General features: G+C 29.1%; 14 protein-coding genes and 2 pseudogenes. 13 read left to right on the forward strand and 3 right to left on the reverse strand.

Annotated elements, in window-relative coordinates:
• The 11 genes and pseudogenes from HMPREF3241_RS12165 to fabI all read left to right on the forward strand — a co-directional run.
• A pseudogene (locus tag HMPREF3241_RS12165) lies at positions 1–147 on the forward strand (IS6 family transposase); the annotation flags it as partial.
• Positions 148–233: 86 nt separating this feature from the next.
• Complete coding sequence (locus tag HMPREF3241_RS05530; protein WP_070853520.1) at positions 234–974, forward strand: hypothetical protein; 741 nt, start codon at positions 234–236, stop codon at positions 972–974.
• 6 nt (positions 975–980) lie between these two features.
• A complete protein-coding gene (locus HMPREF3241_RS05535; RefSeq protein WP_070853521.1) occupies positions 981–1,454 on the forward strand; it encodes a hypothetical protein in 474 nt (157 codons plus the stop codon).
• A gap of 166 nt (positions 1,455–1,620) precedes the next feature.
• Positions 1,621–2,222 (forward strand): annotated as a pseudogene (locus HMPREF3241_RS05540) (recombinase family protein).
• 114 nt (positions 2,223–2,336) lie between these two features.
• The gene (locus HMPREF3241_RS05545) at positions 2,337–2,612 is read left to right on the forward strand and encodes a TIGR04197 family type VII secretion effector (RefSeq protein WP_070853522.1); all 276 of its coding nucleotides are present in this window, start codon (positions 2,337–2,339) and stop codon (positions 2,610–2,612) included.
• A gap of 12 nt (positions 2,613–2,624) precedes the next feature.
• Complete coding sequence (locus tag HMPREF3241_RS05550) at positions 2,625–2,993, forward strand: hypothetical protein (protein ID WP_070853523.1); 369 nt, start codon at positions 2,625–2,627, stop codon at positions 2,991–2,993.
• Positions 2,983–4,584, forward strand: coding sequence for a T7SS effector LXG polymorphic toxin (locus HMPREF3241_RS05555; RefSeq protein WP_070853524.1), 1,602 nt, complete (start codon positions 2,983–2,985; stop codon positions 4,582–4,584). The genes HMPREF3241_RS05550 and HMPREF3241_RS05555 overlap by 11 nt, the downstream gene beginning before the upstream one ends.
• A 58-nt stretch (positions 4,585–4,642) precedes the next feature.
• The gene (locus tag HMPREF3241_RS05560; protein ID WP_002446104.1) at positions 4,643–5,317 is read left to right on the forward strand and encodes a DUF443 family protein; all 675 of its coding nucleotides are present in this window, start codon (positions 4,643–4,645) and stop codon (positions 5,315–5,317) included.
• Between the two features lie 79 nt (positions 5,318–5,396).
• Positions 5,397–6,020, forward strand: coding sequence for a DUF443 family protein (locus tag HMPREF3241_RS05565; protein ID WP_002495782.1), 624 nt, complete (start codon positions 5,397–5,399; stop codon positions 6,018–6,020).
• 10 nt (positions 6,021–6,030) lie between these two features.
• Positions 6,031–6,330: a DUF4176 domain-containing protein gene (locus HMPREF3241_RS05570; RefSeq protein ID WP_002447913.1), complete on the forward strand. Its 300-nt coding sequence runs from the start codon at positions 6,031–6,033 to the stop codon at positions 6,328–6,330.
• A gap of 228 nt (positions 6,331–6,558) precedes the next feature.
• Positions 6,559–7,329, forward strand: coding sequence for an enoyl-ACP reductase FabI (gene fabI / locus HMPREF3241_RS05575; protein ID WP_070853525.1), 771 nt, complete (start codon positions 6,559–6,561; stop codon positions 7,327–7,329).
• Positions 7,330–7,724: 395 nt separating this feature from the next.
• Here the strand turns inward: fabI and cozEa are convergent, their stop codons facing one another.
• Positions 7,725–8,810 carry a lipoteichoic acid biosynthesis protein CozEa gene (gene cozEa / locus HMPREF3241_RS05580; protein WP_002457139.1) on the reverse strand — a complete coding sequence of 362 codons (1,086 nt, stop codon included), beginning with the start codon at positions 8,808–8,810 and terminating at the stop codon, positions 7,725–7,727.
• Positions 8,811–9,035: 225 nt separating this feature from the next.
• Here cozEa and HMPREF3241_RS05585 point away from each other — a divergent pair, with 225 nt between their 5' ends.
• On the forward strand, positions 9,036–9,791 hold the full coding sequence (locus tag HMPREF3241_RS05585; RefSeq protein WP_002446111.1) for an esterase family protein: 756 nt from the start codon (positions 9,036–9,038) through the stop codon (positions 9,789–9,791).
• A 144-nt stretch (positions 9,792–9,935) separates the two neighbouring features.
• On the forward strand, positions 9,936–10,445 hold the full coding sequence (locus tag HMPREF3241_RS05590; RefSeq protein WP_002446112.1) for a YjcG family protein: 510 nt from the start codon (positions 9,936–9,938) through the stop codon (positions 10,443–10,445).
• A 263-nt stretch (positions 10,446–10,708) separates the two neighbouring features.
• On the opposite strand, the gene ltaA is transcribed toward HMPREF3241_RS05590, so the two are convergent.
• Positions 10,709–11,902 carry a lipoteichoic acid biosynthesis MFS flippase LtaA gene (gene ltaA / locus HMPREF3241_RS05595; protein WP_002490070.1) on the reverse strand — a complete coding sequence of 398 codons (1,194 nt, stop codon included), beginning with the start codon at positions 11,900–11,902 and terminating at the stop codon, positions 10,709–10,711.
• Positions 11,880–13,055 (reverse strand): diglucosyl diacylglycerol synthase, encoded by a 1,176-nt coding sequence (locus HMPREF3241_RS05600; protein ID WP_002446114.1) that lies wholly within the window; start codon positions 13,053–13,055, stop codon positions 11,880–11,882. The genes ltaA and HMPREF3241_RS05600 overlap by 23 nt, the downstream gene beginning before the upstream one ends.
• Positions 13,056–13,542: the final 487 nt, after the last annotated feature.

The following is a 13,542-nucleotide window of genomic DNA, read 5'->3' on the forward strand; positions in this document are numbered from 1 at the left end:
AAGACAAGATATCAAAGTATCAATACGGCAAAAAATACTTTAAAGGGTATTGAATGCATTTACGGTCTATATAAAAAGAACCGCAGGTCTCTTCAGATCTACGGATTTTCGTCATGCCACGAAATTAGGAATATGTTAGCCAGTTAAGGGAACAACGACATGATAAAATGGTAATTAGCTATATTTTTCTAACTTTGCAACAGAACCGAAATATATATTAAGGAGGTAAAGTCTTGGATTTTATAATTGAATTTATATTAGCAATGTTTTTTATCTTTTTTTTAAAAGTACAAAAATTATTTTTTCCATCTATATATTTTAATTTTAGCGATCCTTTTATTAGACAGGAAGATATAAGATTATCAAAATATCTGTTTAGAATTTTTGTGATTTTTTTCTTTAATATATTTTTCTATCTAATACTAAATATTTTTTATGAAGGTCAAGAAATCCTTAAATTATTATTAATTGCTAGCTTCCTAGGTTCTTTTCTAATAATATGGCCTATTATTTTTAGACCTAGTCGTAATTTAGAAGGAGGATTGTCCAGAAAATCTATATTCATTTTGTATTGTATTTATTTATCTTTTTTATTTTCCGCCCTCATAATTTCATTTTCAACTACTAGTATCATGAATTTATTTTTAAAAGACATGGATATATTAACTATGCTTTCTTCAAATAAAGAGGGGATTATTTTTGAACTTCTTATATTACCAATAGTCACTGTACTTGAAAAAGCATTTACTAGTAAATACAAAACCATTAGGGATGCAGATGATAGGGAACTAAATATTAATAATAGTAACGATACTGACTATGAAGATTATGAAAATGAAAATAATGAATATGGAAAAAAAGAGTATGAAGGTTCAAAAAAGCATTATGAAAATTTCATATTTAAAATTTCATTTATTACTTTCATAAATTTAGTTATATTAGCTTTTAACGCAATTATAAAAAGAAAAGAATGATGTTTTATGAAAAACAAAAAAGTTTACCTAACTAATTTTGAAAAGAAGGTTTTAAAAAACGATTTTCATTCCACTTTTTTATGGAATTATAAAAAAGTAGAACATATATTAAATAATAGTTCAGAGAATAAAAAATTCATTTTTATAATTGAAAATATGAATAGAGGAAATATTTTCAACTACATATTTGAAAAAGCATTACTTTTTTTATTTCCTAATTTGGTAAAAAAATATGATTTATCTATTGGACCATTTCAGATGAAGCCAAGTTTTTTAGAGCTTTATGCACCATATGTGGATATAAGTAAATTTTTTGATTTAGATTATTGTATTTTAGTTTTGGATAATTTTTTAGCATATACTAATTATTTAGAAAGTGGCCAACAATTATCATTATACCATTCTGGAGAAAGTGAAAATGATTGTAAATCTACACACACATATATATATTTATATAAGTGGTTTAAAAATAATTTTTAATATAAAAATAAAGTAATAGTAAAATATAATAATTATTTTATTTTTTAGATATTAATTACTATTTTTGTATTCTATAGGTACACCCTAATAATATAAATGAAGTTATTGAATTTAAAGTAACTAGAATATGCGATTAGGATGTATATTAATTATGAGGTGAAAATTAATGATTGTTGGTTATGCGAGAGTATCATCTATTGACCAAAATTTAGAAATACAACTCGAAAATTTAAAACATTTGATACTGAAAAAATATTTACAGAAAAACAATCGGGAAAGTCAGTAGAAAACAGACCTATATTTCAAGAAGCACTTAATTTTGTGAGAATGGGAGATAGATTTGTCGTATAATCAATTGATCGTTTAGGTCGTAATTACGATGAAGTGATCCATACCGTTCATTATTTAAAAGACAAAGAAGTTCAATTGATGATTACCATCTTGCCTATGATGGATGAAGTCATCGGTAATCCATTATTGGATAAGTTTATGAAAAATTTAATCGTTCAAATTTTGTCAATGATTTCAGAGCAAGAAAAAAATGAAAGTAAACGTCGAGAAGCACATGTTATTCACGTTGCGAAAGAAAAAGATGTGTATAAAGGATGGCCATTATTGTATTCTCCGAGTGCAAAAAATCACCAAAAAAGAATTGTTTATCATCGAATCGTAGAAATGTTAAAAGAGAATAAAGTGATTAATAAAATTACGAAAGAAGTCAATACTACAATGCAAACAATATGTAGTGTTAAACTTGAAAAGGACTAATTTGTACTGAAATTTTGATATTGAAAATACCGATATATATCTATAAATGATATAATATAACCAATTAAAAAAATATAATTAATAATTTTTAATACAAAGGCTGTGATTCAATTCATGGGAAAAATTAAGAGTGATTCAAGTCAAACTAATCAAATATTTTCATCATTAAAAAGTGCGATAGAACAATGTGAAAGTGTGTCTGAGCCTTCTAAAGATAATAGTACAACTGTAAAAGGTAATACAAATGCGCATAACGCTATGGATGATTTAATCAAAATGAATCAATCGGTAGCTGAAGTGATAGAAAAAGCGAGTAAAAATATTCAAAATGTCGGAGAATCTTTTGAACAAATTGATCAATCTATAGGCAATGATATTGCTAAAAAATAAAGGGATGATGATATGACAAATAAAGTTGATGAGTATAACCAGATCATTATTGAGAAAAAAGAACAGGTAAATGAATTATTAAACGAAAAGAAACAAATAAATGGATGGTTAGATGATTATCATGATTTTACAACTTCAACAACAGGATTATATCGTCACTTAGCTGAAAGGTATTATGAAAGTGATATGTTCAGTCGCATTGAAGAGAATAATGATCTGTTTCAGTCTGGACAGAGACAAGTAATGAGTGCGTTATTTGAACAACAAAGTGAAATTGATAGAAAGATACGTCTAACCAATGAAGACATTGAAGATATAGAAAAATATAGAAATATTGAAATGCAAAAAGAACAGGAAAGGGGGCATATGTATGAGTATTGATATGTACGTAGGTAAGTCTAAAGGTCAGTCTTCTGATGTTGAAAGTACAGTGAAAGATATTTCAAGTGGGTATGACAGTCTTCAAAAGGCCATTATGCAATTTGTTGGTGCAAGTGAACTACAAGGTCAAGCTTATGATTCTGGGAAACAATTCTTTTCGTCTGTGATTGTACCCCTTACAGAAAGTATTAAAACGCTTGGAGAACTGACTGAACAAGCTTGTAATGATTTTGTGGATAAATATCAATCAGAAGTTGATAGTCAGAGTTTAAAAGAATCTGAATTAATTCAAGACATTGAAGAATTAGAAAAGCAAGTTTCTCAATTAGAGGCGATGAATGCGTCACTTAAACACAAATCCTCTAAAAATAGTAGTTTATTATCTGGTAATAATCAAATGATCAGTAGTTTAGAGCAACAAAAGAAAGAACTAGAAGAAAAATTACGTAAACTAAGACAATTTGATGCAAAATCATCAAATATATTTAAAGATGTCGAATCGTTCCAGAAAAACGTACAACAAGGCATTAACCAAGCTAAAACTGCATGGAATCCAGGAAAACAAGCATTTAATATTCCAGCAGGCAAAGATTTGGAATGGGCTAAAGTCAGCCAGCAAAAAGCATTAGAAATTAGAATGAATAAAATTAATCATAAACTTAAAGATGGTAAAAAATTAAATAAGAATGACATTTTTACTATTATCGCGTATCAACAACAAAAACATTTCAATGTATTACCTAAAAACGTTCAAAAATATATAGACGAACATGCCAGCGATATTTCTAATGACTTAACAGCTAGCGGTTCTACACAACTTATGGAACAGTATGGTAATTTCCTCAAAGATAATCCTGGTTTAACTTTAAATGGTAAGAATTTTAAAGATTATGGTGTCGGGATTGCAAAGGTTGGTAAATATGGTGGAAAGGGAATAACTGCTGTAGGATTTGCATCAGGAATGTATACAGATATTTCAGAAGACAATAAAACAGTTGGAGAAGCTGTTGCACATAATAGTTTGACAACAGGAGTAGGTATAGGAACAGCAGCAGGTACTATGGCTATAACTGCTGCTCTAGTTAGTAATCCAGGCGGATGGGCTGTATTAGGTGGTCTTGCTGTTGGTACCGTATTGACATATGGTGCTGAATGGGCATATAAAAATAATTGGTTAGGTATTAAAACAGGAACAGATTGGGTTGGCAGAAATGTATTAGACCCAGCATTTGATAGAGTGAAACATATTTACTCTATTGAAAAGGGAAAACTAGAAATTGGGAATATTTTAATCAGTGAAGGATACAATAAAGTGAAAAATCATGGTAAAAAAATAATGAAAGACGATATAGTCCCATCAGTTATGAACGGAATGAATGCTGGTATGTCTAAAGTTAATAAGATTAAAGGTAATACAGAATCAACCATAAAAGATTATCAGGTTAAAACAAACCAAACTATTAAAAAGACTAAAAAAACGATAAATCAAGTTTCTGATACAGTGAAAGATACATCTAATCATATTAAAAATCATGTAGGTCAATCAATTAATAGAGTAACTAATTCATTAAATCCAATGAAAGGATGGTGATTATTTGAAAAGAAAACTAGAATAAATATCGTTCGAATGCAAAAAAGGAAAGTGAGTGATGATATTGAAGCATAGTAATTTAAAGAACAAAACTAAAACAAAAGCTAACATGTATCGCATCCATAAAAATCCAAGATATAAAGTAATTGAATTAAACAAAACAAAATATCTCATTGACTTGGAATCAAATTATGTCACATATTTACTTCCTATGTTGAATTGGATATTGGACAAAGAATTAATAGAAGTTTCAAGAGAGACGTTAGAAAAAATTGAATATGACAACAACACCAATAAAGAACAAACAAAAGGTTTGGGATGGCTTGCCGGTGGAGGAGGGGTATTATTTGCTACTTTAATGAGACCATTTATGGATTTAATGAATATACCATCTAATCTATTTATAAATTTATTGATTGTCATATTGTCAATAATTATAGTTGTTTTTATTAGAGCTTATTTAAGAAAAAAATGGGATTTGAAACTAAAACAAAAAAATCATGTAATTAAATGCAAAGTTAGATCAAACGCGAAACATATGTTTACAGCAATAGCGCTATATTTTATGTTTCTATTACAATCCATATTTATGATATCACTCATTTTTGGAGTTAAAAATAATCTTATTATTTATATTGGACTTCCCATTATTATTTTTGTGTTTTCATTAACAAATCTTATTACGTATGACAACAATGAAGTAATTGTAACTAAATCAAGACAATTAGAGTAAATATTACAAAAATGTCGGTAAAATTATCAAACATGTCAAAAAAGTCGTAAATCCAATGAAATGAGGTTGATAAAAATAAATGAATAATATATACATGATATATAAAAATCCTCGATATAGAATCATTCAAAAAGATAATCGATATTTAATGGTCGATTTAGAACAAAATTGGTATTCATACTTATGTCCAATGCTGAATTGGTTTATACCTATTAAATTCACAGAATTAACTTATCAAGAGTTCAATAATATAAACATATTTAATAATGGGGGACAAAAGAGTCAAGGTATCCTGGCTGGTGGCATTGGGGTCACTATCAGTGTGCTATTAAGAAGTTTTGTAGGTTATATGGATATTAATATTAATCGAATTGGGATATTTTTTATGTTTTTAATTGGCTTTGTTGCTGTAATCACACTTCGTTTATCTATAAGAAAGAAGTTAAATCACCCAGTATTTAATAAAAAGAGTAAACAAAGAGTAATATTGATACCATCATTTAAAAATATGATAATAGTAGTTTTCGGCTATTTTATGATGCTGTTTTTATCAATTGCACCTTTACAAATGATTTTTGAGGAAAAACAAAATATTTTAGTATATATTGGTTGGATAGGTATGCTATTTCTATTTACTATTTTAAATATGATTTCAATTTCTGATAGAAAAGTACATGCCAAAATTAAAAATATAGGAAGATAGGTGGGATAAAGTGGAAACAATAGGAAGTATCATATATTTAAAAGAAGGTTCCCAAAAGTTAATGATTATCAATCGAGGACCTATTGTAGATATAGATAATCAAAAATATATATTTGATTATTCAGCATGTAATTATCCTGTCGGTGTCGTAGAAGATCAAATATACTATTTTAACGAAGAAAATATCGATAAAGTCGTTTTTGAAGGCTATTCTGATCAAGATGAAACAAGATTTCAAGAATTATTTAAAGAGATGATGGGTAATTTGGATGAAGATATTAAACGTGGGACTGTTCAACAAAAAAGATAGTTACGGACTGATTTAACATAAGTTATAATTATCATAAGTTACTTATAATAAAATAAATTTTGTTCGTAAATCGTTAAAAATATACAATGAATATGATTATTGTGGTCATTTTATTTTGCTTTATTATCAGGTACTAAAAATGTTAAACTATTAAGGGTATAAAGGGTTAGTAAACATAAAGTTAACCAGCCTGTAGTAATAATCAATTTAAATTAAGGAGACACTATCATGTTAAATCTAGAAAATAAAACCTACGTCATTATGGGTATTGCGAATAAACGTAGTATCGCATTTGGCGTCGCTAAAGTATTAGATCGATTAGGTGCTAAACTAGTATTTACATATCGCAAAGAGCGTAGTCGTAAAGAATTAGAAAAATTATTAGAACAATTAAATCAATCTGAACAATATCTCTATGAAATTGATGTCCAAAATGATGAGGATATCATTAATGGTTTTGCTCAAATCGGAAAAGATGTAGGCCAGATAGAGGGTGTTTATCATTCAATCGCATTTGCCAATATGGAAGATTTACGAGGTCGATTTTCAGAAACATCTCGCGAAGGTTTCTTACTTGCACAAGAAATTAGTTCGTATTCACTTACACTCGTAGCTCATGAAGCCAAAAAACTTATGCCTGAAGGTGGAAGTATTGTTGCGACGACTTATATTGGTGGTGAGGCAGCAGTTCAAAACTATAATGTTATGGGTGTAGCTAAAGCAAGTTTAGAGGCGAATGTTAAATATTTAGCTTTAGACTTAGGTGAAGATAATATTCGTGTCAACGCAATTTCTGCAGGGCCAATTCGTACTTTAAGCGCTAAAGGTGTAGGTGGATTTAATACAATTCTTAAAGAAATTGAAGCTAGAGCACCGTTAAAACGCAACGTTGATCAAGAAGAAGTAGGTAAGACGGCTGCGTATTTGTTAAGTGATCTTTCAAGTGGCGTAACTGGAGAGAACATCCACGTTGATGGTGGATTCCACGCAATTAAATAATTATTGATAAATTAAAAAGTCAGATAGTATAATCTCACAATTGTTGACAGGGATGATTCGAAATTAAAAATCATCCCTGTTTTTGTGTATAAGAATGCGTTTTGACATTTAATTATTCAAGAAATAAATTGACAATCGGCAATACTACTTTGATGTTTATAATATATTTAATGTATAAATATTAATTTTAGATGCACTATTTATTTTGTTGTTAGAAATGTATCGGGGGTTAAAAATTTTATTAAATGCATAATTCCATATAAACAGTAGAAATGACGGAGCTTTATAAGATGATATATTTCATTGCTTACGTGTCTAAAAAAACCAAGGACATCTGATTATGTCCTTGGCTAGAATTGGTGGTATAATTTTCAATCTTATGATTATTGCTATTATTAATCTTTAACATTACTATTTGCTTTATCGACAATACGTTGACGATATTTAAAAATGTTGCTCACTAATGTTTTGATTACAGCGTATAATGGAACTGCAACAAGAATGAGTGTAAATCCACCTAAATCTCCAGCTGCAAGTATAACTACAATAATAGTTAATGGGTGAATGCTTAATGATTTACCCATTACATTAGGAGTAATCACGTTACCTTCAAGTTGTTGTGCGATTAATGTTACGACACATACCCAAATAAAAGTTGAAGGACCATCAATAATACCTAGTATCGCTGCCGGTGCAAAAGATAACCATGGACCTAAAAATGGTATTAAGTTAGCTACGCCGGCGAATAATACTAATAAAGGCGTATATGGTAATCCTATAATCGTATAACCTATATATAAAATAATACCTAAGATGATACTAACTGTCACTTGACCTTGAATATATGATTTTAAAGTGAAGTTTAAGTCTTTTAATAAATCTACAACAAAAACTTTACGTTCTCCTTTGAAAAATTTACCGATTGCTGGGATAAATTTTTCATGATCTTTTAGCATATATATCAGGAAGAAAGGCACCATTATTAATAAAAATACAGTTGAGATGAAAGACGTAATATATGACACTGAATTAGATAAAATAGACGTTGCGCCATCTCCCATGGATTTAACTGCTTTATTAATACGATGTGTGACATCATCTGGTAATTTATCCATTTGTCTTAACGAGAAATTAATTAATTGTTCGGCTTCTCTTTGTAATGATGGTGTTTGTTTAATTAAGTTATTAATATTGGAAATAATGATAGGTGCTATAAATGATACCACAATAGCGATGATAGCTATTAATCCTATGAATATTGTTGTTATACTAGCCCAACGTGGAAAGCCCCACTTTTCTAATATGTTTTGAAAAGGTAAACATATGTAAAAGAGAAATCCACTAATTAAAAATGGAAGGAAGACTGAACCAATGATAGTAGCTATTGGAGCAAATACTTCATGTACTTCCATAAATAGTTTGATGAGTATGAACAGCATAATAAAAAATATTCCTGTTCTAAACCAAACCTTATTGAACATAGATTGTGATCCTCCTATTTTATTCTTTTTCATACTCAATAAGTATATATCAAAACTCAGTCATTAAAAAGAGTAAATACTTTTACAATATAACTGAATGCACTGTATTTTTAATAAAATGAAAAAAACTAGTATGAAATTAATTTGTATACGAGCTTGCTATAAATTTAAAAGTATTATAAGTATTGATACAATAGTATTAACATTACAAGGGAGCATCGGTTTATGTCGGAGTTTAAAGTAGGTAAGATTAATAAAAAAATAATACATAGTGATATTTTAAATAGGGATGTAACATTATCAATTTATTTACCTGAAGATTATACAAACTTATTTAAATATCAGTTGATTTTTTGCTTTGATGGTTTAGATTTTTTTAGATTTGGTAGAATACAACGCATATATGAACAGTTACGTGAAGAGCAATCAATACAACGTGCAATTATAGTAGGATTCCATTACGAAGATGTTGAAAAACGTAGGGAAGAATTTCATCCTTCAGGACGTCGTTCTAATTTAACCATTAAAGCAATGGGAAAAGAAATTCTTCCTTATATCGATGCAACATTTCCAACTTATAAAGTAGGTAATACAAGGTTACTTATTGGAGATAGTTTAGCAGGAAGTATCGCTTTGATGACTGCAATGACTTATCCAACTATATTTAGTCAAGTTGCGTTATTGAGCCCAATGTATAATGAAAATATTAAGCAAAAATTTGATACATGCATGAATAAAGATCAATTGGCGATATGGCATGCCATTGGTTTAGAAGAAGAAGATTTTATTTTACCAACTAATGGTAAAAGAGCTAACTTTTTAACACCTAACCGCGAATTGAACCAACTGATTAAAGAAGGTAATATTGAATATTTCTATAAAGAATTTAAGGGTGGACATCAATGGAAATCATGGAAACCACTGCTAGGAGATATTCTCTTGCAATTTCTAAGTAATCAAATAAATGGAAAATATGTTTAATAAAGTAAAATAGTATGTTAGCGAATGGTTGTTGAATACGATAAATCTATTAATTTCAAAAATGTAATTGTTTTCATGATAAAAGTAACGGTTTTCAAAAAGTTTTGATATAATAGGAATAAGTTAAACAAAGGAGGAATTTAAATGATTTTAGGATTAGCATTGGTTCCGTCAAAGTCATTTCAAGATGAGGTGAATGCTTACCGTAAGCGATATGATAATCATTATGCTCAAATAATGCCTCATATCACGATTAAACCTCAATTTGAAATCGATGATCATGATTTTAATTTAATTAAAGATGAAGTGAAAAATCGAATTTCTAGTATAAAACCAGTAGAAGTACATGCTACAAAGGCATCTAATTTTGCTCCAATCAGTAATGTTATATACTTCAAAGTTGCTAAAACAGAGTCATTAGAGCAATTATTTAATCAATTTAATACAGAAGATTTTTACGGTACTGCTGAACATCCTTTTGTACCTCATTTTACAATTGCCCAAGGTCTAACAAGTCAAGAGTTTGAAGATATATATGGTCAAGTAAAATTAGCAGGGGTAGACCATAGAGAAATAATCGAAGAACTATCGTTACTTCAATATAGTGAAGAAGAAGACAAATGGACTATTATTGAAACTTTTACATTGGGATAAGAAATCCAAAATTGTAAAGTGAAATTGAATTTACAGAATCATATTGTTAAATACAAGAAGAGCGCTTAAATCAACTAAAAACGCCAAATCCTATTGTGTTTCAGTAGGATTTGGCGTTTTTATATGAAACATAATTATATTGTATAGTTAATCATTCAAAAAGATTAATGTACGCTTTATATTGAATATTCATATTTCAAATGCATATCAATGACATTTCATTAATATATACAACTCATCTTTATATAAACGATTTATAGATTTTAAGGTTTAACCCTTCTGTTTGTTTTAATAAAGTAATATCCGTAAAATACTGCGAGTGCAAGAAAAATCATCGCTGAAAAGTAAAAAGTATTATTTAAATTATTAGTAAATTGAGTAATTAGACCTCCGACTAGTGGGCCTATCATTGAACCGAAGCCTTGAACACTGTTGAACACGCCCCATGTTTCTTCCTGTTCGTTAGGATTAATATGCCCAGCCATAAAGGTATTCCAAGCCGGTAAGAGGATACCATACATAAGCCCAATAAACAGCCCTATGGTCCAAACTATATATATATTTGTAATTGTAGATAGCCCGAATATAAGAATTGTATATAGTATAAAGCCACTAAAAATAACTCCATACATAAAACCTTTGCTATTATTATCGATGATTTTTGATAAAAATAACATAGAGAAAGCACACCCTATGCCACCAATAATGATTGCTATTGTATATTCAACGGTTGATACTTTCACAACTTGCGTTGCATATTTTGGGAGAATAGGTACAAGTGCTGCTATAGCTGCTCCTTGTAACAAGATACCTGGAAATAGAATAAGATGACGTTGTGTAACATCTACAATTTGTTTTAATTGTGCTTTCACAGGTTTAGTATTGTAATTTGTTAAGTTGATATTAACAAAATAGTATAGAATCCAGGCAATAAGCACAACCAAGGCCATCAAAAATGCAAAACGAGTAGGATGGAATTTAATAAGTAAGTTCATGATAACCATACCTACCAATAAACCTAGCAACCATGAAAAGTATACATAACCCATTTGTTTGCCGCGGTTTCTTTCATCTACACTAGATAGCATAATAACCCAAATCGGACTCACAGCAATTCCTAACATAATAGCACTGAAAATAATTATGAATGGTGATGCCGGGAACCATATCACTAAAAACAAGCTTATAAAAGCAAGTAAGAATCCAGATGTAAGTACTAATTTTGAACCAAACTTTTTAAGTAAAAAGCCGATGACAAAATTTGTTGCAGCATCTGCGATAAAGTGAATGGAAAAAGCAAATGATGTGATTGCTATTGCGATAGAGGTCACTGTAGGTAAAAAGTTTATATAACTTAATATGTACATACCTCTTGCAAATTCCATCAGAAACAGAATTACCAACATCATAACAAAGTTTCTGTTACTTGAGTAATTACTTGACGAAGAATCTTGCATACAAAGGAACCTTTCCATAGATTTCATCAGGTTGAGATGAGTGACCTATTAAATCTATTAAATCTTTACAAATCTTTCTAGTAGAATACCCTACCTTTGATTCTAGCATCTTAGATGACATAACCTTTAAAGTCTCTTCGTTATTTGTTAAGTCAGAAACAATATCAATTGCCTCATTTGGAGTATCTGCTATTTTTCCAAATCCTTTACTTTCAAAGTAATATGCATTTTCAAGTTCTTGACCAGGCGCAGGGTTTAAAAAAATCATAGGAATACAACGACTAAGTCCTTCGGAAATTGTGATACCACCAGGTTTGGTAATCATTAGTTGGCTTGATGCCATCCACTCATTCATGTGATTTGTATATCCTAATATTTTTACACTTGGATTATCTTTGAACTTAGATTTTAATGAACGTTTAAGTTCTTTACTACGTCCACAAATCATGACCACTTGCGAATTTGGACTTTTTTCTAAAATATTATTAATCATATAGTCAAAGCCTTTTGAAACGCCAAATGCACCTGCTGACATTAATATAGTAGGTTTGGAAGGATCTAAATGTTGTTGCGATAACCATTCTTCTTTATCAATAGATTCTTCAAATTTATCAGCAATAGGAATGCCTGTCACTTTAATATATGAAGCAGGAACACCAGCTTCAATGAAATCATCTTTAGTATCTTTTGTTGCTACATAATATCTTTGTGAATAGGGTGTAATCCAATTTTTATGCATGCGATAATCTGTCATAACTGTCGCAATAGGGATATTTATATTAAATTGTTCGGTCAACACTGACATCACAGGTGTTGGAAATGTTAATAATATGAGATCAGGCTTTTCTTTAATAAGTAAGTTGATGAGTTTATTTAATCCATAATATTTATAAAAACATTTATCGAGCTCATTAGGGCGACTATAATAAAATCGTTTATATGTATTTCTAAAATATTTAAAGCTATTGATATACCATTTCTTACATATAGAAGTCATAATTGGATGAGCTTCCATAAACAAATCATGTTGAATGACTGATAAATGATTGAGATTCATCTCATTCAATTGGTTGACAATACTTTGCGTGACTTGCATATGACCGTTACCAAATGATCCAGTAATAATCAATATCTTTTTATTTTGAGTAACCATTTATAGCCACCCTCCGTTAATTTTTAAAATTTATAATAATTGTAACGTATTTTCATACATTGTAAAAGGAAAAGAAGTGTACCATTTATTGTATTTAAATACTATAAATACGGCGTGCAATACAATGCTTTGTCATAAATTGCTTTATAAAGTGTTCATTATTGATTAAGTATGGTTGCAAGATAACGAAACTAAATTTGAACACATTCTGCATGATTTTAGTATTATCTTCAAAAAATCTTAGTATTTGCTATATATTATGTTAATACATGTATATCTTAGCATTATTTAAATATGGAATGAATTATTTAAAGGTGAGCGCAACAAAATTTTAAGTATATTTTAACACTACCTTAACAGTCTTTAATGAATGATTTTATCACTATCTAATAGAACGTGATTTGGATATATTACGTCAATTATGATTAAAAATAAATTAATAAGACTTATAATTATAAATTTATCAACGATAATAAAACGTGTATAA

This window comes from Staphylococcus sp. HMSC34G04, from assembly GCF_001838765.1.
In the GTDB taxonomy this organism is placed as follows: domain Bacteria; phylum Bacillota; class Bacilli; order Staphylococcales; family Staphylococcaceae; genus Staphylococcus; species Staphylococcus epidermidis.

Coding starts and splice junctions, on each gene's coding strand:
- HMPREF3241_RS05560 (WP_002446104.1), top strand. CDS start 4,643: ATGATATTGAAGCATAGTAATTTAAAGAACAAAACTAAAACAAAAGCT.
- ltaA (WP_002490070.1), bottom strand. CDS start 11,902: ATGCAAGATTCTTCGTCAAGTAATTACTCAAGTAACAGAAACTTTGTT.
- HMPREF3241_RS05565 (WP_002495782.1), top strand. CDS start 5,397: ATGAATAATATATACATGATATATAAAAATCCTCGATATAGAATCATT.
- HMPREF3241_RS05550 (WP_070853523.1), top strand. CDS start 2,625: ATGACAAATAAAGTTGATGAGTATAACCAGATCATTATTGAGAAAAAA.
- HMPREF3241_RS05545 (WP_070853522.1), top strand. CDS start 2,337: ATGGGAAAAATTAAGAGTGATTCAAGTCAAACTAATCAAATATTTTCA.
- HMPREF3241_RS05590 (WP_002446112.1), top strand. CDS start 9,936: ATGATTTTAGGATTAGCATTGGTTCCGTCAAAGTCATTTCAAGATGAG.
- HMPREF3241_RS05535 (WP_070853521.1), top strand. CDS start 981: ATGAAAAACAAAAAAGTTTACCTAACTAATTTTGAAAAGAAGGTTTTA.
- HMPREF3241_RS05555 (WP_070853524.1), top strand. CDS start 2,983: ATGAGTATTGATATGTACGTAGGTAAGTCTAAAGGTCAGTCTTCTGAT.
- cozEa (WP_002457139.1), bottom strand. CDS start 8,810: ATGTTCAATAAGGTTTGGTTTAGAACAGGAATATTTTTTATTATGCTG.
- HMPREF3241_RS05585 (WP_002446111.1), top strand. CDS start 9,036: ATGTCGGAGTTTAAAGTAGGTAAGATTAATAAAAAAATAATACATAGT.
- HMPREF3241_RS05600 (WP_002446114.1), bottom strand. CDS start 13,055: ATGGTTACTCAAAATAAAAAGATATTGATTATTACTGGATCATTTGGT.
- fabI (WP_070853525.1), top strand. CDS start 6,559: ATGTTAAATCTAGAAAATAAAACCTACGTCATTATGGGTATTGCGAAT.